Below are 21,180 nucleotides of genomic sequence, written 5' to 3'. Positions count from 1 at the left end.
TTTGGACTATTTATGAGTCAAACTTATCGATAGTTCATTGAACCTTTTGAAACGTAAATAATTCGATTTAAAATGGAGTTTTTGAATACGCCGTGAAATAATTTTCCCGATTATGGGAAATTCTTGGTCAATGAGCTTAACCATAAACCCTAAGTAATCATGAAAAATTACAGAATATTATTAGTGGCAATTTTAGGATTATTTATCAGCTGTAGCCCTTCAGAAGAAAAAACTGAGAAGCTTAAGTTCTTGGTTGCTGAATGGAAAAACACCTCTGACAAAGTAATTAGCCTATCAGAAAAAATTGGAGATCAGGCATATTTACTAGAAGTCAAAAAAGCCGATGGTGATACCACCGAAATGATCCAAATAGATTTTAATGGTGAACAAACCAATTGTGAGGCAGAGTATTCGACGATGAGAACTCAAATCGATGAATTCGTAGAAGTCTGGAGAGAGAGCTCTCTAAAAGTAGATGAGCTCACAAACAATATGTCCATAGGAAAATGGACGAATGAAGATGATGAAAATTTGCGAGCCCTTGACCTAGAGGTTAAAAAAAGTGACGCGAACATTGAGCTATGGGAGGAAGAACTGAACGAGCTAAGTCAGAAGTGTGGACTGAGCTCGGAAGGCTTCGTAATCCAAGAGCAGGAAAACTAGTCTAAGAATAAAAATTATAATTGAAGCCGCTTTGAATTAGATCTGAGCGGTTTTCTTATTAATACCCTGCTGGATGATTTAACAATCCAGACCGATCCCAAACGTACTCCTTTAAACCATGTCGCCTTCTTAGCATTGGATAGAGGTAAAATTGGTTGTTCCGAAACTCGACAAATTGCTCTTCCAAAGTACTTTTTTGAGAAAGCGATTCTTCCAGCTGCTTTTCACCAGGATAGGAAGGGTAGTCAAAATTCTTCCAAAAGCTAGGCTGATATCTGGCTTTTCCAGCAATAAAAATCCATCCATTGTACCGATCAGGATGATAATATATGGACCTATCCGGATACACTCCTGCCACTGGAGCTTGGTATTTTTCAGACAACTGTTTATTGTCTAATACTTCCATACTATAATCTAATACATAAAGCTCAGCGTATTCTTTAACCTCACGCGTGAGAGGGTTTTCTTCAGTTTGAAACCCAAAATCGGTATAGGCCATCTGGTAGTTACTATAAGTGAAAAAGTATTTTCCTGCTGGATCTCTTCTGAATTTAACGACCGCTTCTCTTTCTTTTTGAAGATAGTATTGACCGACTTTTTCATTAATCTCTCGCTTTGCAGGAAATTTCTGGTAAAGCTCCATCATGTGAATTCCATAGTCCTCTTGATCTATATAAAAAACCGCTTCCTCTAGTAACCCATACAGACTATACCCCCATCTGGAGGCCCTACTTTTTACTCCATTATTTTTAGCCCTCACAGCTAAAACAAACACTTCTCGATCACCGATTATTTTCCCCCCGAGCAACTCGTAGTCAAACCAATTGATCTTAAAATCCCAAAGTCTATAAGCAAGTGAAGGAAACATAAAGTCACCTATAGCCCCTCTTGGCCGTCCCGTCCTGCTAGTTAGAATCCCATATTGCGTTTTCTGGATATCGGTAATGACCATAAAATTGTAATCATCACCACTTGTCGTAGGCTTTCTGGAATGTTTCTCGTGGTAGCCTTCTGAATGTAAATATCCTGCAGCTCTAGCCATACCCTGAATGGTATCATTGGCCCAAATCAATTCTCTATAAAACACATCAATTTCATGAGGTTGACCATATTGAGTTTTCTCCAGATTATCTTGGGCTCGCTCCATGATTTTCTTTGGATCAAAATCCAGCACTATCGCCTGATCTAGATCATACTCGCTTGGGATCAACTTCACTTCAAGAGAAGATTTTTTTAGATCTTGAACTTTAAGAGTCTTAGATTCAAAGCCAATATGTGAGAATACCACTTCCATACCATCCTGAGCATTTGTCGGGAGGCGGAAATTAAAATCACCATCTAAATTGCTCACCGTACCTTTCACCAAGTCCGTGATGATGATATTGACAAAAGGTACCGGTGCTCCAGAAGTTGAATTGGTCACTCTACCTCTGACCAATCCTTGAGAAAAGCTGCTCAGTGAACTTAGGATCAAAAACAAGGACACCAAATACTTCAATGCTCCCATTAGTTAAGTATTAAAATATAAAATCCTTGTTTCTCATTTTGTTCGTCAAAAAATCCATCAGCAATATATTGAACTCCTACCTTCCCGAGGATTTTGAATTTACCTGGTACAGAATAATCTCCTATTAATTTGTTTCGTTTGAAGATTTGCAATCGGAGTGGATTGTAAGTTTCATCTAAAAGATCTTGGCGATCACTGCCTTGGCGGTAGGTTCGGAAAACAAGCTCATTCTCCTCGTCCACGAAGATATCTTTGTAAAATCCTTCACTTTTTCTTGAAGCATAGAAATGATTGCTTTCAAAAGCCACATCCAGATTTTGGGACTGGGTGTAGTTGGTATTCATTTCTTTGCCTGCAGCCCCAAACGATTCTTTGAGATTCCAATCCTGATCATAAACATAAATAAGCGAATCTATTTCATGAGTGACATAAATAAGATTAGTATTAGTCACATCAAAATCAAATTTATTGTGAAAAGGGACAAAGTTGAATGCCTCATAGGTAGCTGGCCTAGTAATCTTAATTTCTTTCACTTTGCCAGAAAGCATATCGATTTTCCCTAAAACCCTACTATCTCGATAATAAGCACGTGAGATAAAAGCATTAAAAATCGGGTGCTCAACGTCCAATTTGGTCAATAAGTCTCCATCTGGTAGCTCAACTGTCCTCGCATTGTAATTTTGTAATTCATACATCCCAATATATTCACCCTTGGGATTATCCATTATCTCATCATAGCTTACCGATGAAGGAAATTGTAGAACAGATTTTCTCAAAAAATTCCAATCATGATCATAATAATAAAATACCCAATCGTGGCGAATAATAAAGCCCTCTAGAGTAGGAATCAATTCAGAAATTCCTTGAAGCTCCTCAGGGCCATCAAGTTCTCGTTTTTTAACGCCTTTGGAGTCACCATATTGCGTAAACTCCGCAATGAAACCATATGCTTGATCTACATAATACACCGCACTTCCTTTCACCTGGAAAAACCCAAGCTGTGAGGCGCGTGAAGGTGCAATCTCGAGAGTATCTATGGAAATCTGAGACCATTCAAAACTTTTGGAATCATTGGTAATCTTAATTTCATTTGACTGGCAGGAGAAAAGACTTATTAAAATCAAAAAAAGTAAGAAGGCCCATTTGTTATAGGCCTTCTTATTCTTACTAACAACCATCAGCATTATCACAAGCTTTTCTGAATGAAATGCAACTTACGGTCACGCAATCACCGTCTTTACATCGTGTCTGAAGGGTACCTTCTTTTCTTTTATCATCGCAATTCTCATCAATTGCATTGTAAACACCTAATACTACACCTGCAAGGGCAATTCCCTCTCCTGTAGAAATTTCCTGTGCGTTAGAATTGTCAAAAGACAATAGGAAGAAGCCAATAAGGCTAACTAGTAAAATTGAAATTTTCTTTTTCATGATTTTTTAGATTGTGTTTAAAAATTTAGAAAAATTCACCGATGAACTAGAAATGACGTCTCAGTAAATCAAAAAAAAAAATAGAAATCAAAATTAACTACAGTTATTTTATTGAATAAATAGTTGAATGAATTTGAAATACCTAAAACTATAAATGAAGAGTTGAAAAAGGGTAATGAAAACACTCGAATAATATCAAAAAAGCCTCTCGACATTCGAGAGGCTTAATCTTTTTATAATCCAAAAGCGGATTTTATACGATCTACATAGTCTAATTTCTCCCATGTAAAAAGCTCAACATCGAGCTTGATCTCATCTCTATATGGGGATAGGAATGTTTTGGTCACAACTTCATTTTGCCTTCCCATGTGACCATAAGCAGCAGTTTCCTCATAGATAGGATTTCTTAGCTTCAAGCGCTGCTCAATTGCATAAGGACGCATATCAAAAAGCTCCTCGATTTTCTTTGCGATCGCTCCATCATTCAAATCCACTTTGGCAGTTCCATAAGTGTTGATGTATATACCCATAGGCTTTGCAACGCCAATTGCATAGGAAACCTGTACCAAAACCTCATCTGCAAGTCCTGCAGCGACCATATTCTTTGCAATATGACGTGTAGCATAAGCAGCAGAGCGGTCCACTTTCGATGGATCTTTACCTGAGAAAGCTCCTCCACCGTGAGCGCCTTTACCTCCGTAGGTATCCACGATGATTTTTCGACCAGTCAAACCAGTATCGCCATGCGGCCCACCGATTACAAACTTCCCGGTTGGATTGATATGATATTTGATTTCTGAGGTGAAAAGTTTTTGAAGCTCTGGCTTCAGCTTCGCAATTACTCTTGGAATCAAAATAGTGATGATATCAGACTTGATTTTGGCAAGCATTTTTTCTTCCTCGTCGAAATCATCGTGCTGCGTAGAAACCACAATCGCTTCAATTCTCTGAGGCACGTTATCATCAGAATATTCTATAGTCACCTGAGCTTTGGAGTCAGGACGGATGTAAGTGATATCCTTATTTTCTCTTCTCAATTCAGCCAATTCACGAAGGATCATGTGCGAAAGATCCAAAGCCAATGGCATGTAGTTTTCTGTTTCGCTAGTCGCATAACCGAACATCATCCCTTGATCACCCGCGCCTTGCTCCTCCGGGCTCTGACGGTCAACCCCCTGATTGATATCCTGAGACTGCTCATGAATTGCTGAAAGCACGCCACAGGAATTACCTTCAAACATGTATTCAGATTTGGTGTAACCAATTCGGTTGATTACATCTCTGGCGATTTTCTGCACATCTAAATAGATTTCTGATTTTACTTCACCGGCTAAAACAACCTGTCCAGTTGTTACGAGAGTCTCACAAGCTACTTTGGAATTTGGGTCGAATGCTAAAAAGTTATCAATCAGTGCGTCAGAAATTTGATCTGCGATTTTATCTGGATGCCCCTCAGAAACAGACTCCGAGGTAAATAAATATGCCATAAATAAATGTTGGTAATGCGTATAGTAAAGGAACCTCAAAAATACGGTAACTGGTTGAAATAAAAAATTGAAAAACTAGGTCAGTTTTAAAGTAGGTGAATTTTATCTCCTTAACCCAAAATAGGTTAACTTATCACTACGTTTAAAATAAAAAGGTATTCTTCATTCCTTTGAGCATTATGAGAAATCTTATTTATATCATCTTGACTCTTCTGCTAGTAGGATGCTCTAAAGAAATTGAAGATCCAGAACCCTTTGTGCCACTTCCCATCGGTTCGGGATGTAATCCTAAAGACATTTGCTGCTATGACCTGAGAGAGAAGTCCGGCGTTTATGATTTGTTTAGCAGCTGGGAGTTTGCAGGATTTCAGACCATCACCAACGATAATGAATCATTAGACTACCTGACTTGCCTTGCTAGAACCGCAGTATTTACACTTGGTGGGGAAGATTACGATAATGTATTCAAAGTAACGCTTCAGTTTTCTAATGAGGACTCTAAAATATCAGAATGTGAGAATCTAGCAGCTTTTAACCTAAGGACATTTTCTAATAAAATCACAGGATGTTATTCCAGCAGTGAGTCAGGAAGTCTCTCAATGTTTACTCCTGAAGAAGGAATTGAGTTTATACCGAATAATGCCTCATACACTTTCCCGGTATTAGGATTTGAAAATGATTTTTTGGAGGCAATACAATCGGTGGAATCATACGAGATAAAAAGTAATAAACTCTATTTGACCACTAATAGCACAAGTGAAAAACTGCTTTTTATTGCTATTGAAGATTGATTTAGATTTCAGAATTTATGCACTAGAAAATTCTTTGCTCAATCAACCTTAAGCTCTCTTCTTCACAAACCCCTCTGTAATTTCATTCATCGCCTTCACTTTATATTCAAAGTCCCCTTTCAGGGTATCTCGATAAGCATTTAAGTTATCCAGCAAATCATCCAATTCTTCTGGCAGCACATCTTCCAATAATTGTCGAAGTCGTTTGGCCGCAGTTGGGGATTTTCCGTTCGTACTGATCGCTATTTTAAGATTGCCTTTAGTGACAATTCCACCCAAGTAGAAATCACATAAATCTGGCGTATCGGCCACATTCACTAATAAAAATCGCTCTTTGGCTTCGTCACGAATCTGCCGATTGACAGCCTTGTCATCTGTAGCTGCGATCACCATATGTTTTCCCCCCAGATATTTTTCATGATAAACATCTGTAACCAGCGTAACCGTTTCTGCCTTTTCTGCTAACTCTAAAAACTCAGGTCTAAACATCGGAGACACCACTGTCACTTGCGCATGAGGACTGGATTTAAGTAAGAATTCTAATTTCTCAGTGGCGACAAACCCGCCCCCAACTAGGAGTGTATTAAGTTCGTGAACTTTGAGAAATATGGGGTATAGATGGTTCATGGGATTTGAGATTAAAAATTTCAAATTTGAGATTTCCTGAAATTCAATATTCAGAATTCATCATTCGATGTTCGAAATTTAGTTGGAAAGTGGTAATAATTTAAAGTTAGAAAGTAATCCTGTCTCTGAAACTCTACACTACTTCGGTCTTCCGTCTACTTTCTTCCAGCCACTGAAATTGCTTCCCGATAAACCTCAGCCAACTTCATGCTTTCACGAACTACCTCGCCAATGATGATAATCGCGGGAGCCTCAACTTTGCTTGCTTCAGCCTTCTGAACAATGTCTGAAATAAAGCCTGCTGTAATCTTTTCATCACGAGTAGTACCACTTTGGATGATCGCTATTGGTAATTCAGCTTTTCCAAACTTACGGTAAACCTTCGAAATTTCAGATAATTTCCTCGTTCCCATCAATACCACAACGGTAGCCGTTGACTGGGCAGCCAAAGCCAAATCTCTGGAAAGTTCACCAGCTGAGGTGGTGCCTGTCACGACCCAAAAACTCTCAGAAACACCCCGCTTGGTTACCGGAATTCCAGCTGAAGCTGGAACAGCAATCGCTGAAGTAATCCCGGGCACTACTTCTGTAGCGATTCCGAAGGCTTCTATGTATTCAATTTCCTCCGAGCCTCGGCCAAAAACAAATGGATCTCCACCTTTGAGTCGTACCACATGCCCATGCTTTTTAGCTAAGCTAACGCAAAGTTGACTGGTATCTTCTTGTGGAAAAGAATGTTTCCCAACTCGCTTTCCAACAAATATCTTAACTGCACTTTCAGGCGCATGCTCAAGCAAAACTGGATCGATCAACGCATCATACAAAACCACATCGGCCTTGTTCAGAGCCAATACAGCTTTCAGAGTGATCAATTCTGGATCACCTGGACCAGCTCCAACGAGCGTTACTTTCGGTTGAATTATGATCTTCATGCAGTTACCTCTTCCTCTCGGTAGCTTTTCAGCAATCCATAAATTTCCAATGCCTGAGCCGCATAAGCATTTGCAAATTCTTCAGTAGGCTCGTTCTGATTGATCTGGTAGATTTTCTCAGCGAAAGTTCCACCTAGATTGATTTTGCCACTTTCTACAAATACTTCATCAAACTGCTTGATGATATTGGCATAAGAATTAGTGCTTACACTTTCGCTAAGCAAAATCGCTTTGGCAGCATTGATCAAACCAGCGTAATGATGGTAAATGCTATCAGACCAACGTCCTTCTTCCAAACAGTTTTGAGCGATATCAATTTTCTCCTTCGCCTCCAATAGCAAGGTTGCAACCAAGTCTAGCACCACTCCGGCACATTCGCCTACTCCGACTGCAATCTTGTATTCTTCAGTATTTCCCCAGTCCACATAATCGGCTGGAGTCACTGTAGAAGCATCACCCAATTCTTTCAATAATTCATAGAAATAAATCTGACCTTTCTGGTCATAATAGCTTAGGAAATCCTGTCCATTTGCATTTGCTTCGAAATCATCAAGTAAGATTCTCAATGCCTGAGGACCTCTTTTACTTGGGATTTTAGTCACTTTATCAGCAAAACGTCCGTTTCCATCACCCATATTTCCACCTCCAAGTAGAACCTGAAGCGCTGGAATGACGACTTTCCCAGATTTCATGGACATGCCCTGAAAACCAATATGAGCCATGTTATGCTGACCACAAGCGTTCATACAGCCTGAAATTTTAATCACTAAATCCTGGTTTTTCAGGTATTGAGGATATTCAGCAAGAATTACTTTTTCAAGTTCAGCTGCAATTCCGGTAGAACTGGCGATACCAAGATTACAAGTATCTGTACCTGGGCAAGCCGTGATATCTCCCAAGGAATTATAGCCTGCAGATGCCAACCCAATTTCCTTTAATTCTTTATAGAAATAAGGAACCAAATCTTCGCGAACATCACGGATCAGGAAGTTTTGACGTAGGGTAAATCGAACTTCAGCGCTTGCATATTTTTCCACCAAGTCCGCCAATTTTCTAGCCTGATCTGTGTAGAAATCTCCAAGAGTTACTCTAACGCCAACAGACACAAACCCTTTTTGCTTTTGAGACAAAATATTGGTGAGTTTGAAGTGCTCAAAGTCCAACCCAAGCTCTTCTTCAACTTTCGCAGATGGAGCATCAGGTAATTTTTGCGCAGCATCATAAGATTCATGATCGATAGGATATGACTTAAATGGAAGTGCCTTTTTTTCGCTTTCTACCAAATCCAAAAATGCATCCAGCCCCATGTCTTTGATCAAGAACTTCATTCTGGCTTTCATTCTCTTTGCTCTCTCTCCATGGCGATCAAAAATCCGAATCACAGCTTCAGCAAATGGAATTATCTGATCTGCTTCCACAAACTCTGAAAACACATCCGCATGCCTTGGCTGAGATCCAAGACCGCCACCAAGCATCACTTTGAACCCACGAACTTCCTTTCCGTCAATCACTTTCACTTTTGGGATAAAACCCAAATCATGCAGATAACTTAGTCCTGTATCTTCATCAGAAGAAGAAAAGGAAATCTTGAATTTCCTTCCCATTTCCTGAGAAATAGGGTTTCTCAAAAAGTATTTGAAAGTCGCGTCTGCATAAGGAGTCACATCAAATGGCTCATTGGCATCGATGCCTGCCGTTTCAGAAGCAGTCACGTTTCTTACGGTATTTCCACAAGCTTCACGGATGGTAACATCATCTCGTTCCAGTTCCGCCCATAGTTCAGGCGTACGATCCAAACTCACGTAGTGAATTTGAATATCTTGTCGAGTAGTGATGTGTAATCTTCCAGTAGAGTATTCGTCAGAAACTTTGCAAATCCTGCGCAATTGATCGGAAGAAACGCGCCCATAAGGTAGTTTGATCCGGATCATCTGAACACCTGGCTGACGCTGCCCGTATATGCCACGTGCCAGACGAAGGCTACGGAATTTTTCCTCGTCGATATTACCACCGTTGAAAAGCGCAATTTTCTTTTCTAGGTCAATAATGTCTTGTTCTACAATATTATTTTCAAGTTCTGTTCTAAAACTTTGCATGGCTTAATAGGTTAATAAATTTGTGAATTACGACTTGGGATTTACGAGGTTTAAAGAACTTCAAACTGTCAGCTAAAAGCTCACTATCTATGATTTTTAGATTCCCAAAATTGTTTGGCTCAATTATTCAATGAACCCCACACTTACCGTATCGTACTCTGCTTCATCGATTAGGATAAAGCTTCCATTTGACTTATTTGATTTATAAGTATCAAAGTGAATCGGCTTATTAAGTCGGAAATGCACGCGTCCGATGTCATTTAATTTTAGTGAATGAGCATCTTCGCCCCCAGTGAAATCCGTGTGAATTCTAGATTCTATTTGATCTACTTTTGCCATCACTCGATTCACTCCATGTTGCAAAATGTATTTTTTCCCAACTGTCAATGCCTTGTTGTTCACCTGACATATCGTAGCAGTAATTTGCTTCTCGCTGCGTGGAACTGCTGAGCTTTTCACCAACATATCTCCGCGACTCAAGTCAACTTCTGTTTCCAAAGTGATTGCTATGGAACTTCCTGGAGCTGCTTCTTGAATTTCCTGATCGAAGTAGTGAATGCTTTTGATTTTAGAAGTATTCAAAGAAGGTAAAAGCGTCACCTCATCACCCACTTTCAGATTTCCTCCATAGAGCATTCCTGAGAAACCTCTGAAGTCATGCCAAGCTTCCGTCTTTGGACGGATCACATACTGAACAGGAAACCTAGCCACCGTGCTTTCTTCCAAATCTTTTGCCTCCAAAACCTCCAAATGATCCAATAGTGTATTTCCAACATACCAAGGCATTTCTTCTGAATGTCTGGCGATGTTTTCACCTTTCAAAGCCGAAACAGGAATAAAGTTGATCTGATCTTCTGTGAAATCTGATTTTGAAACTAACACATCAAAATCTGCCTTGATTTTCAAAAAGACTTCCTCATCATAATTCACCAAGTCCATCTTATTGACAGCTACCACCACATGGCTGATTCGAAGTAAATTGGCGATAAAGAAGTGACGATAAGTCTGCTCGATTACACCTTTCCTCGCATCGATCAAGATGATCGCCACCTGAGATGTTGATGCTCCCGTCACCATGTTTCTGGTATATTCCACATGACCAGGAGTATCAGCAACAATGAAATTGGTTTTCTCGGTATTGAAATAAATATGTGCCACGTCGATGGTAATGCCTTGCTCACGCTCAGCTACCAAGCCATCAGTTGCAAGAGAAAAATCCAAGTAATCGTATCCGCGTTGCTTAGAGCTTCGCTCGATTGCTTCGATTTTATCTGTAGTCAATGATTTAGTATCGTAAAGTAATCGCCCGATCAGCGTGCTCTTGCCATCATCGACAGATCCTGCAGTAGCGATTTTTATAAGTTTTCTATTTTCAGACATGTTGTTCAGTTTTTGAGTTGTTCTGTTGTCCTGCTTCTCCAGCAACTGGACTAGATTAATGCTGCTTTTGTAAAAGCAGCATAACGCGTGGTGTCGGGTAAACTGTGTACCTGAGACTTTATACTTTTTCTAAAAGTATCCGACTTTCTTCCTCGTTTCCATCGCGGCTTCGGATCGCTTATCATCGATTCTCGCACCTCGCTCGGAGATGGAAGAATCTCTGATTTCCCCAACCACATCATCCAAGGAAACTGCCTCGGAAAACACAGCCGCAGTACAGGTCATGTCTCCTACAGTTCTGAAGCGAACCATTTTCACCATTACTTCCTCATGCTCCTCACGGAAAACATGCTCATTGGCAGTCCAGATCAATCCATCACGCATAAATACCTCGCGCTCATGCGCAAAATAGATCGATGGAATCTCAATATTCTCAGTTTTGATATACTCCCACACGTCCAATTCAGTCCAGTTGGAAATCGGGAAACAACGAACGTTTTGTCCATTATGGATTTTACCGTTTAGCATATCAAATAGCTCTGGACGCTGATTCTTCTCATCCCACTGACCAAAGTCATCTCTTACTGAGAATACTCTTTCTTTGGCTCTGGCCTTTTCCTCATCTCTTCTCGCACCACCTATACATGCATCGAATTTGAATTCTTCGATGGCATCCAAAAGTGTGGTAGTCTGAAGGGAATTTCTACTGGAATATCTTCCGCGTTCCTCACGAACTTTTCCCTGATCGATCGCATCCTGTACATTTCTTACAATCAGCTCTAATCCTAGCTCTGCCACCAGTTTATCTCTAAATTCGATTGTCTCCGGAAAATTATGCCCAGTGTCCACATGCAATAAAGGGAAAGGGATTTTAGCTGGATAAAAAGCCTTTTGTGCTAGCCTAACCAGCGTGATCGAGTCTTTTCCTCCAGAAAAAAGCAAAACCGGACGCTCAAACTGCGCCGCCACTTCACGAATGATGTGGATCGATTCTGCTTCCTTTGGATTAGGTATTAATAGGTTGTTCATAATATTTATGATTTACGAAGTACGATTGACGAGACCTTTGAAATTGGAACCATACAATTATATCTTGACCTTTTTATTTCTGATTTTATACTTCAACTTTCTGACTTTTTATCTGCATGCTGTTAACTGACAACTGCTATCTGCTATGCAGCCCGCACTCTTTTTTCGAATCTTCCCACCACCAACGGCCTGCACGAGCATCTTCGCCTTCCAAAATCGCGCGAGTACATGGAGCACAGCCTATGCTGACGAAACCTTTGTCGTGCAGCGGATTATATGGTATGTTTTTCTCGTCGATGTATGCTATCATTTGATCAAAAGTCCAATCCAATAAGGGGTTAAACTTCAAAATTTGATTTCCTTCATCCCACTCGATACGCTTCATATCGGATCTGTTAGCGGATTGCTCAGCGCGAAGTCCCGTCACCCAAACTTCATTTCCAGCAAGAGCTCTTCGAAGCGGTTCTACTTTGCGAACAAAGCAGCAGGACTTTCTATTTTCAACAGAGTCATAAAACCCGTTGATCCCTATATCACCTACAAGATTCTCTACAGAGGAAGTAGTAGGGTAATATACTTTTATGTTTTGCTTGTATTTAGCTTCAGTTCTAGATAGCAGGTCAAGGGTTTCTGGAAAAAGCCTTCCTGTGTCCAAAGAAAATATTGAAATAGGCAGATGCGCATCAGCAATCAGCTGCGTGATCACCTGATCCTCCTGACCTAGGGAGGTAGAAAAAGTCACTTTTCCCGGAAGAAGATCGGCTATCAAAGCCAGTCCTTCCTGAGCACTCAGCCTACTCAGCTGAGCCTCTAACTCATGCATATTCTTTTTGAGTGTCATCTTCTTTTACTTTAGGTACAGATTCCCAGATTCTCTCATGAAAATAGAACAGGATGATTTTGGAGAAAACCTCCACAGAACCAATAGACAGTGCCATCACAAATTCCCCGGTTATGAAATAGGAAATAATGATGGTATCAATTGTCCCGACAATTCTCCAAGAAATAGACTTAAGCAAGCTCTTGGCATTGCTATCTTTCCCCGGCTTGCTAGCAAACAGCTTTTTGAGTGGTTGGTCTAAAATCATACAAGGTTTGTTACGAGCATAAAGTACAAAAGTATATAAACCCTATAAAATATATAGGGTTTATGGTAAAAAAATTTTACTCTTCTCTTAGAATATCTTCTAAGGTTTTGTTTTCCAGTATTTTAAGCGTCTCATCTCTTACTTGGATCATCACCCGATTTATTCCGCAAATAGCCTCATTTTTACATTCATCGCAGGGTTCGTAGTAGTTTAAGCTCACGCAAGGAAGCATGGCAATGGGGCCATCTAAAAGTCGAATCACTCGGGAAAGGGGAATATCTTTGGGTTCCTTGATCAGGTAATAGCCTCCACCTTTTCCTTTTTTACTTCCCAGCATCCCAGCCTTTTTGAGCTCCAAAAGGATATTCTCTAAAAACTTATGTGAGATCCCATGCTCTTCGGCAATCTCTTGGATCAGAACTGTCTTCTCATCTTTGTGCCTCCCAAGATAAGTCAAGGCATGTAGGGCGTATTTTGTCTTTTTAGAAAGCATATACAAAAATAAGTTATTTCGGGGAATACCCTAGTACCGTACTAGGCTTTTATAAATATGACAAAAAAAACGGGTATGAAACCATACCCGTTTTAATATTTATAATATCCTGCTATTATTTAAAGCAATTCCACACTTCTCTTTACAAATGCAGTCAGGTCTTTACCTGTTAGCAGACCTTGAGAAAGAAGGGCTAGATCAAATGATTGTTTAGCTATTTTGATCTTCTCCTCTTCAGTCTCAGCCTTCAAGACTTTGTCTACTGCTGGGTGATTTCCGTTGATGGCTACTTTATAAGCATCAGGAAGAGAACCGTAGAAGCCCATTCCTCCGCCACCAGTAGCAGCCATTTCCTTCATTCTGCGCATGAATTCTTCCATGGTGATCGTCACTGGAAGTTCCTCCGGACTCAAGCCTTCCACTTCTACTGTGTAAGTTTTGTTGTTGATCGCTTTATCGAAGATTTCCTTCACCTCTTTGCTTTGATCTTCAGTCAGCAAGTTGGCGTAAGTCTCATCCTTTTGGATCAGCTTCTCAGCCACATCAGCATCTACACGCTTCAGCTGTGTTTTCTCCAGTTTGGATTCCAGGTTTTGGATAAAGTGACTGTCAATCGGAGAATCCATCACCAAGACATCGTAGTCTTTTTTATTGGCAGATTGGATAAAACTATCCTGCTTGTCCAAATCAGTCGCATATAAGATGACCGCTTGATCATTCTTATCTGTTTGGTTCGGCTTTATTTTAGACTGGTATTCTTCGATAGTGAAGAACTCGCCATTGGTATTCTTAAGCAAAGCGAAGTCTTTTCCTTTCTCATAAAATTTATCCTCGGAGATCATTCCGTATTTCACGAAAAGTCCGATATCGCCCCATTTCTGCTCGTATGCTTTTCTATCTTTTTTGTAAAGCTCAGCTAGCTTATCAGCTACTTTCTTGGTGATGTATGAATTGATTTTCTTCACATTTCCATCCGCTTGCAAAAAGCTTCTGGAAACGTTCAAAGGAATATCCGGAGAGTCAATCACCCCATGAAGCAACATCAAGAACTCAGGAACGATATCTTTTACCTCATCCGTGATAAATACCTGACGGCTATAAAGCTTGATCTTGTTTCGCTGAAGTTCAAATTCATTTTTCACTTTCGGGAAATACAAAACTCCCGTCAAGTTGAATGGATAATCCACATTCAAGTGAATCCAGAAAAGCGGATCCTCAGACATTGGATAAAGCTCCTTGTAGAACTTCAGGTAATCTTCATCAGTCAGATCACTTGGAGACTTAGTCCAAATCGGAGCAGTGGTATTGATGAAGTTATCAACTTCTACAGACTTCCATTTCTTCTCTCCTTTGTCATCCACTCCATCTTCAACAGATTCGGTTTTTGTGCCAAATTTGATCGGAACAGGAAGGAACTTCGCGTATTTGTCTAAGATTCCCTGGAGCTTCCATTTGTCGAGAAATTCTTCAGAATCTTTATTGATATGAAGGGTAATAGTCGTCCCGCGTTCTTTTCTCTTTCCTTTGGAAATCTCGAAAGAGGTAGAACCATCACAAGTCCACTTAGCAGCTTCTGCTCCTTCTTGGTATGAAAGTGTATCAATTTCTACAGTATCAGCGACCATAAATGCCGAGTAGAAGCCTAGACCGAACTTACCAATGATCTCATTTGCATCTTTGGCGTCCTTAAATTTCTCAACGAATTCCTCAGCACCTGAGAAAGCAACTTGGTTAATGTACTTTTTGATTTCCTCAGCAGTCATCCCAAGACCTCGGTCAGAGATGGTGATGGTTTTCTTTTTCTCATCGAAGCTAACTTCTACAGTCGTGTCTCCGAGCTCGCCGGTGTACTGACCTAATGTCGCAAGTCTCTTGATTTTTTGTGTCGCATCGACAGCGTTGGATACAAGTTCTCTTAGAAAAATCTCGTTATCAGAATAGAGAAACTTCTTGATAATTGGGAAAATGTTCTCGGTATGAATCGAGATCGTGCCTTTTTCCTGCATGGCTATAAATTAGTTTAGTTAAATACAATGTTTGTCGGGCACAGAATTGCAACTGTTGTTCCAAAGGAGATTTGGTGTCATTTTGGCAGTGAATGAAAGTCAGAAATCTAAATTGAAAAATCTGAAATTTCTTGGTTTCAGATTTCTCACTTCATACTTCTGACTTACCTTTGGGTGATGTGGAAAGAAATCTCAGTTCTAATTAGCAAAGAAGTCACCCTCGAATGGCGACAGAAATTCGCGCTGAATGGGATTTTGCTTTATGTGGTTTCGGCAGTTTTTATCACCTATTTAAGTGTAGGAGCTAGGGACGGAAATATTTCCACTCCCACCTGGAATGCCTTGTATTGGATCATAATTCTGTTTTCCGCTGTGAATGCTGTTGCCAAAAGCTTTGTACAGGAGCATCAAGGCCGCCAACTCTATTATTATATGATTGCTTCTCCAGAAGCGATTATTCTTTCGAAGATCATCTATAACACCGGTCTAACGCTGATTCTAGCGCTTTTGGGCTATGGGGTTTTTTCAATGATTTTGGGGAATGAAGTTCAGAACCAAGGCTTATTTTTGCTCAACTTGGTTTTAGGAGCAATGGGTTTTTCGGCTAGTTTGACCATGGTGAGTGGGATTGCTTCCAAAGCAGGAAACAATGCCAGCCTGATGGCAATTCTTAGTTTTCCGGTAATCATCCCGATTTTGCTGATGGCCATCCGGATATCGAAAAATGCGATGGATGGACTGGATTGGAGTGTAAGTATGGATTATCTATTCACACTTTTAGCGATCAATACGATTGTCGCTGTGACAGGATATATTCTGTTTCCTTATTTGTGGAGATCTTGAGATTGAAAGATTGGAAAATTGAAAGATTGGAAGATTACTCAACAACTCGTCGTATCCTGAACCTCCATTTATTTCTCAAAAAATCGACTTCAATCCCAAGTGAACTACAAAGGGATCAAAGTCTTTGTCATTGTGTAAGAGTTCAATTTCAGTTTTGATGCAAAAAGTAGCTATGACAGAATCAATTGTTTTGCGGACTGTGACTCCTTTTATCCTTAATAACCTAAAATTCTCAGCCGTTGCAAGCGCTAATTCTTTTCCTCCTAAATGGAAAAAGTGAAGCTCTTCAAAAAATTCCAGTGCTTCTGAAAAACTTTTGTCAGAAGTAAATCCTTGGAGTACTTCCGTCATAATCAAATCTCCAGTGCAGATAATTTCCGTCCCAAGTGACTTATGCAAAAAATCAGTTTGTGCATTCACTTTTCCATTGAAATAATCTATCCAGACTGAAGAATCTACGAGGATCATGAATCGGTTCTCATTTTATCCAGATCACCTTCCCAATTCATTTTTCCACGGAATTCTTTGATCCGTTTCTGCTTTTTCAAGGTAAGAATTAACCTCAATCCTTCTTCTACGGTTGCCTTTTTGGTAGTCAAGCCAGAAGCTTTCATAGCTTCCTCCATTAGCTTTTCATCTATTTCTATATTCGTTCTCATGATGTGTATGATTTCATTAAATATACACATTAAAATACTTCTGCTCTCAATTCTAAAATTTGAAAAATGATTTCCACAAGGCTGGGATTAAAGAAAAATGCTCGGAGTTCTTACAAACCCGTAAATCGTAATTCCTATATCGTATTTCCATTCAAAAGACTTCACAAAAAGCACCGTTTTCAGGAACTTATGCCTTATTTTTGCGCTTGAATTAGCAAAAATGCCCTATGCGCCAATCCTGGTGGAAAATTCTTGCAATCGCCCTGCTGCTGTACACGCTAATCGCAGGCTTGCTGATGGAAGCGCCAAGACTTCCTATCCTCAACGAAACTATCCGTGCCCTTCACTTTCACGTGACCATGTGGTTTGGAATGATCCTGATGCTAGTAGTAGCAGTGTATTATAGCATCAAGTATCTGCGAACTAATGACCTTCGAAATGACGATTTGGCCATAGAGTTCACCAATGCTGCCATTTTATTTGGAGTTTTAGGAATTGTGACTGGTATGCTCTGGGCCAAATTCACTTGGGGAGATTACTGGAGTGGAGACCCGAAGCAAAATGCATCGGCCATTGGGATCTTGATGTATTTCGCATATTTAATACTAAGAAATTCACTGACTGATTCGCAGCAGAGAGCACGTATCGGAGCCATTTATAACATTTTCGCATTCGCAGCTTTTATTCCCCTTATCTTTGTACTCCCAAGATTAACAGACAGTTTGCACCCAGGAAATGGTGGAAATCCAGGCTTCAATGCCTATGATCTAGACTCCAAACTTCGGGCAGTTTTCTATCCAGCGATTATCGGATGGACTTTATTGGGAAGTTGGATCGCAACTGTACGCGTCAGAATGCGTAGGGTGGAGAGAACAATTGAAGACCGAATGATTAATTCTTAATAGAAGAGATGAAAAAATTATTGACAATAGCGCTTTTGGTTTTCAGTCTTTCTGCTTTGGCACAAGAGAAAATCCCTGTCACTGAAGCCGACTACACCAATAACTCAGTGGAAATGGCTGACTTGATGAGATCAAATGGCAAAATCTACGTCTTGGTAGGTGTAATCGCAATTATATTTGCAGGGATCACCGTTTACCTAATCAGCACGGATCGCAAGATCAGCAAACTTGAAAAAAATCTTCACTCCTAAAATTCAGAACTAATGAAGAAAGGACACATAATAGGTTTAGGAATTATTGCCATAGCAATAGTCATCATCATGACTTCCATCGGGGATGCAAGTAGCTACGAAAGCTTTACTACTGCCAAAGAAATGAAGCAAGACGGGGACGATAAGGCAATTCACGTAGTAGGACAACTGAAAAAGGATGCTAGTGGAGAAGTAACTGGTCTGAACGTTCGGGAAGATAAAGTTTCTTTCACATTTATGTTGGTGGACAACGAAGGTGTAGAGCAGGAAGTGTTTTACAACGAGCCCGTTCCTGCGGATTTCACCCGCTCAGAATCTGTTGTAGTGATCGGTTCTTATAAGAATGATGAAATATTTATTGCCGATAAAATCCTGATGAAATGCCCTTCAAAATATCAGGAAACTGAAGTGCAGGCGGCAGGAATGTGAGTAAGAGCAGTTAGAATAAAAAATCCATGATCAATACCTTTATCGGTAATCTTGGCCACTTCATGACCATAGTGGCCTTCGTCAGTGCACTGACTACCGCATACGCTTACATTCAATATTTCCGCGCCAACGAAATCGACAAAGCAAGTTGGAAGAAATTCAGTAGAATCAGTTTCGGAGTTCACGGCATCTCTGCTGTGATGATTGCTTTTTCACTTTTTGAGATAATCTACAATCACCGATTCGAATATTTTTACGCTTACTCTCACAGTTCGGAGGCACTGCCAGTACATTACATGATTTCCAGTTTCTGGGAAGGTCAAGAAGGAGCTTTTATCCTTTGGATATTTTGGAACGTGGTGCTTGGCACAATCCTGATTTTCACTAATAAGTTCTGGGAAGCTCCGGTCATGGTGGTGTTTGCGCTCGTGCAAGCATTCTTGGTTTCGATGATTTTGGGAGTGGTGATTGGTGATTTGAAAATAGGAAGCTCTCCTTTCATTCTCCTGAGAGATGCCACACAGGCACCGATTTTCCAAATGAATCCTGATTTTGTTCCTGAAGATGGAACGGGATTGAATCCACTTTTGCAGAATATCTGGATGGTGATTCATCCTCCTACTTTGTTCTTGGGCTACGCTTCTACCTTAGTGCCTTTCGCCTTTTTGATGGGTGGATTAGTGACCAAAAAATACTCTGAATGGATTCGTCCAGCTTTACCTTGGGCGATTTTCTCAGCTATGATCCTAGGAATGGGAATTATCATGGGAGCGTACTGGGCCTATGTGACGTTGAATTTTGGTGGGTATTGGAACTGGGACCCGGTAGAAAATGCCGTGTATGTGCCTTGGCTTATTCTGGTAGCATCTATTCACACCATGATCACCTATAAGAAAAGTGCTACAGCGCTGAAGACTTCGATTGTCTTAGTGATTATGACTTTTATCCTGGTGCTTTATGCCACTTTCTTGGTGAGATCAGGGGTTTTGGGAGATGCTTCAGTGCACTCATTCACCGACCTTGGACTCTCTGGTCAGTTACTGATCTACATGCTTTTCTTCCTAGTTGTAGCTGTAGTCCTTTGCGTGATCAATTGGAAACATATTCCGACTTCAGAGAAAGAAGCTTCAGTTTATTCCCGTGAGTTTTGGGTGTTTATTGGTGCAACTACCCTTGCATTGATGGCATTTCAGGTAATTCTTCCTACTTCCATTCCAGCTTGGAATGCGATGGTAGAGAGCTTCGGAGGCATATCGAATATGGCTCCTCCAGCCGATCAGATCGAGTTCTACACCAAATTTCAATTGTGGTTTGCAGTTGCCTTGGCTATGCTAACTGCCGTTGGTCAGTTTTTCTGGTGGCAAAAAATGGATAAAAAAGCACTGAAAGATGCGCTTTTGACTCCTTACATCATTTCAGTTTTACTTTCGGCGGCGATTATCGTTTTGGCCAAAGTCTTTGATTGGCAATATATGATCATCGTGCTTGCCGGTACATTTACAATTACTGCAAACGCGGTGATTCTAGCCAAAATTCTAAAGAAATCTACCTTCAAACTTGCTGGAGGCTCTTTGGCACATATTGGTTTGGGGATGATTTTGATAGGAATTATGTTCAGCTCAGGCTATTCTGATACCATTTCCATCAATATGTCTGGCTTGACTTATAGCAACAGCTGGGAAGACGAACTGAACAAGGAGCATGTGTTGCTTTGGATCAATAAACCAACTCAGATGAAGGACTATACGGTGATCTATCGTGGACGTCAGAAGAAGGTAAAAGGAATTTCTGAATATGTTCCGGCAAAGATTCTTGAACCTACCGGGAAAGTAAATGAAGCCCTCGCTTTGGAGGATTATAAAGATCACTTTAAAAAAGGAGATAAAGTAGATATCGTGTTGGAAGAGAATGACTATTTCCAGATTGAATATTACCAAAATGAAGTCCTGAAGTTTTCACTTAGCCCAATGTCTCAATTCAATGAGGGCATGGGCGGATTGATTTCTTCTCCAGCTTCCAGAATCTTTATCGACAAGGATCTGTATACCTACGTAGCAGCCATGAATGATTCTGAGGATCCGGATTGGAAAGAAGATGAGAACTATGAAGTAGCACCTGGGGAGCAGTTCCACATTGCAGATTATGTGACCTACTTTGATGGCGCTGATGTGCTTCAAGAATTGGATGGTTATGTGCTTCAAGAAGGAGACGTGGCAGTAAGAGCTAATCTTAGAATTTTGGATTACGACATAGAGAAATTGATTCAGCCAACTTTCATTATCAGAAACAACCAAGTAGGTAAACTGCCGGTGATCGATAACGAATTGGGAATCAAAGTGAGTTTGGAAAATATCTTGCCTGAAGAGAATAAGTTTGTCTTCAAGGTCAATCAGTACCAAAAAGACTATGTCGTAATGAAGGCTATTGTAAAGCCTTATATCAACATACTTTGGATAGGAACTATCATTATGCTTGCTGGATTCACTGTAGCGATCTTTAGAAGATTTGATGAGTTCAAAAAGATGCGGGATAAGGGAATGGAAGTTTAAAAGCTGAAGTCAGAAAT

General features: G+C 40.3%; 22 protein-coding genes. 7 read left to right on the top strand and 15 right to left on the bottom strand.

The genetic code is table 11. From position 1 onward, the window contains the following. The first annotated feature begins 159 nt into the window (after window positions 1-159). Window positions 160-663, top strand: coding sequence for a hypothetical protein (locus ACPUEN_RS16360; protein ID WP_425636970.1), 504 nt, complete (start codon window positions 160-162; stop codon window positions 661-663). Window positions 664-721: 58 nt separating this feature from the next. Here the strand turns inward: ACPUEN_RS16360 and ACPUEN_RS16355 are convergent, their stop codons facing one another. The 4 genes from ACPUEN_RS16355 to metK all read right to left on the bottom strand — a co-directional run bounded on the left by ACPUEN_RS16355 (window position 722) and on the right by metK (window position 5,088). Further along, window positions 722-2,170 carry a carboxypeptidase-like regulatory domain-containing protein gene (locus ACPUEN_RS16355; RefSeq protein WP_425636969.1) on the bottom strand — a complete coding sequence of 483 codons (1,449 nt, stop codon included), beginning with the start codon at window positions 2,168-2,170 and terminating at the stop codon, window positions 722-724. After that, window positions 2,170-3,354 carry a hypothetical protein gene (locus ACPUEN_RS16350; protein WP_425636968.1) on the bottom strand — a complete coding sequence of 395 codons (1,185 nt, stop codon included), beginning with the start codon at window positions 3,352-3,354 and terminating at the stop codon, window positions 2,170-2,172. The genes ACPUEN_RS16355 and ACPUEN_RS16350 overlap by 1 nt, the downstream gene beginning before the upstream one ends. Beyond that, window positions 3,338-3,601: a hypothetical protein gene (locus tag ACPUEN_RS16345; RefSeq protein WP_425636967.1), complete on the bottom strand. Its 264-nt coding sequence runs from the start codon at window positions 3,599-3,601 to the stop codon at window positions 3,338-3,340. Before ACPUEN_RS16345 ends, ACPUEN_RS16350 begins: the two co-directional genes overlap by 17 nt. Before the next feature lie 233 nt (window positions 3,602-3,834). Further along, the gene (gene metK, locus ACPUEN_RS16340; protein WP_425636966.1) at window positions 3,835-5,088 is read right to left on the bottom strand and encodes a methionine adenosyltransferase; all 1,254 of its coding nucleotides are present in this window, start codon (window positions 5,086-5,088) and stop codon (window positions 3,835-3,837) included. 179 nt (window positions 5,089-5,267) lie between these two features. Here metK and ACPUEN_RS16335 point away from each other — a divergent pair, with 179 nt between their 5' ends. After that, the gene (locus tag ACPUEN_RS16335; RefSeq protein WP_425636965.1) at window positions 5,268-5,879 is read left to right on the top strand and encodes a hypothetical protein; all 612 of its coding nucleotides are present in this window, start codon (window positions 5,268-5,270) and stop codon (window positions 5,877-5,879) included. Between the two features lie 48 nt (window positions 5,880-5,927). Here the strand turns inward: ACPUEN_RS16335 and ACPUEN_RS16330 are convergent, their stop codons facing one another. The 9 genes from ACPUEN_RS16330 to htpG form a co-directional block, all read right to left on the bottom strand. Next, entirely contained in the window at window positions 5,928-6,506 is a 579-nt protein-coding gene (locus ACPUEN_RS16330; RefSeq protein WP_425636964.1) for a precorrin-2 dehydrogenase/sirohydrochlorin ferrochelatase family protein, read from the bottom strand. Window positions 6,507-6,661: 155 nt separating this feature from the next. Next, on the bottom strand, window positions 6,662-7,438 hold the full coding sequence (gene cobA, locus ACPUEN_RS16325; protein WP_425636963.1) for a uroporphyrinogen-III C-methyltransferase: 777 nt from the start codon (window positions 7,436-7,438) through the stop codon (window positions 6,662-6,664). Further along, window positions 7,435-9,534 (bottom strand): nitrite reductase, encoded by a 2,100-nt coding sequence (locus ACPUEN_RS16320; protein WP_425636961.1) that lies wholly within the window; start codon window positions 9,532-9,534, stop codon window positions 7,435-7,437. Before ACPUEN_RS16320 ends, cobA begins: the two co-directional genes overlap by 4 nt. Before the next feature lie 123 nt (window positions 9,535-9,657). Further along, the gene (locus ACPUEN_RS16315; protein WP_425636960.1) at window positions 9,658-10,914 is read right to left on the bottom strand and encodes a sulfate adenylyltransferase subunit 1; all 1,257 of its coding nucleotides are present in this window, start codon (window positions 10,912-10,914) and stop codon (window positions 9,658-9,660) included. Window positions 10,915-11,043: 129 nt separating this feature from the next. Next, on the bottom strand, window positions 11,044-11,943 hold the full coding sequence (gene cysD, locus ACPUEN_RS16310; protein WP_425636959.1) for a sulfate adenylyltransferase subunit CysD: 900 nt from the start codon (window positions 11,941-11,943) through the stop codon (window positions 11,044-11,046). Between the two features lie 136 nt (window positions 11,944-12,079). Beyond that, complete coding sequence (locus ACPUEN_RS16305) at window positions 12,080-12,784, bottom strand: phosphoadenylyl-sulfate reductase (protein ID WP_425636958.1); 705 nt, start codon at window positions 12,782-12,784, stop codon at window positions 12,080-12,082. Beyond that, window positions 12,759-13,031, bottom strand: a complete 273-nt coding sequence (locus ACPUEN_RS16300) for a DUF2061 domain-containing protein (protein ID WP_111609921.1) — start codon at window positions 13,029-13,031, stop codon at window positions 12,759-12,761. The genes ACPUEN_RS16305 and ACPUEN_RS16300 overlap by 26 nt, the downstream gene beginning before the upstream one ends. Window positions 13,032-13,107: 76 nt before the next feature. After that, complete coding sequence (locus tag ACPUEN_RS16295; RefSeq protein ID WP_425636957.1) at window positions 13,108-13,524, bottom strand: RrF2 family transcriptional regulator; 417 nt, start codon at window positions 13,522-13,524, stop codon at window positions 13,108-13,110. Between the two features lie 119 nt (window positions 13,525-13,643). Next, window positions 13,644-15,530, bottom strand: coding sequence for a molecular chaperone HtpG (gene htpG, locus ACPUEN_RS16290; protein ID WP_425636956.1), 1,887 nt, complete (start codon window positions 15,528-15,530; stop codon window positions 13,644-13,646). A 177-nt stretch (window positions 15,531-15,707) separates the two neighbouring features. Between htpG and ACPUEN_RS16285 the strand changes: the two genes are divergently transcribed. Beyond that, complete coding sequence (locus tag ACPUEN_RS16285) at window positions 15,708-16,373, top strand: heme exporter protein CcmB (protein ID WP_425636955.1); 666 nt, start codon at window positions 15,708-15,710, stop codon at window positions 16,371-16,373. A gap of 75 nt (window positions 16,374-16,448) precedes the next feature. Here ACPUEN_RS16285 and vapC read toward each other — a convergent pair whose 3' ends face one another. Continuing rightward, complete coding sequence (gene vapC, locus ACPUEN_RS16280) at window positions 16,449-16,841, bottom strand: type II toxin-antitoxin system VapC family toxin (RefSeq protein ID WP_425636954.1); 393 nt, start codon at window positions 16,839-16,841, stop codon at window positions 16,449-16,451. After that, window positions 16,838-17,032, bottom strand: coding sequence for a type II toxin-antitoxin system VapB family antitoxin (locus ACPUEN_RS16275; protein WP_425636952.1), 195 nt, complete (start codon window positions 17,030-17,032; stop codon window positions 16,838-16,840). The genes vapC and ACPUEN_RS16275 overlap by 4 nt, the downstream gene beginning before the upstream one ends. Window positions 17,033-17,259: 227 nt before the next feature. Here ACPUEN_RS16275 and ccsA (ACPUEN_RS16270) point away from each other — a divergent pair, with 227 nt between their 5' ends. From ccsA (ACPUEN_RS16270) to ccsA (ACPUEN_RS16255), 4 genes are read left to right on the top strand one after another with little or no spacing between them, the layout of a single operon-like run. Then, window positions 17,260-17,934, top strand: a complete 675-nt coding sequence (gene ccsA, locus ACPUEN_RS16270; protein ID WP_111609917.1) for a cytochrome c biogenesis protein CcsA — start codon at window positions 17,260-17,262, stop codon at window positions 17,932-17,934. An 8-nt stretch (window positions 17,935-17,942) separates the two neighbouring features. Further along, entirely contained in the window at window positions 17,943-18,185 is a 243-nt protein-coding gene (locus ACPUEN_RS16265) for a CcmD family protein (protein ID WP_211320444.1), read from the top strand. 12 nt (window positions 18,186-18,197) lie between these two features. Beyond that, a complete protein-coding gene (locus ACPUEN_RS16260) occupies window positions 18,198-18,614 on the top strand; it encodes a cytochrome c maturation protein CcmE (protein ID WP_111609916.1) in 417 nt (138 codons plus the stop codon). Window positions 18,615-18,640: 26 nt separating this feature from the next. Then, window positions 18,641-21,163: a cytochrome c biogenesis protein CcsA gene (gene ccsA, locus ACPUEN_RS16255; protein WP_425636950.1), complete on the top strand. Its 2,523-nt coding sequence runs from the start codon at window positions 18,641-18,643 to the stop codon at window positions 21,161-21,163. Window positions 21,164-21,180 lie beyond the last annotated feature (17 nt).

This window comes from Algoriphagus yeomjeoni, from assembly GCF_049821175.1.
GTDB classification, from domain to species: domain Bacteria; phylum Bacteroidota; class Bacteroidia; order Cytophagales; family Cyclobacteriaceae; genus Algoriphagus; species Algoriphagus yeomjeoni_A.
Note: the sequence above shows the minus strand (reverse complement) of the source record. Positions and strands in the feature narration are given on the sequence as shown.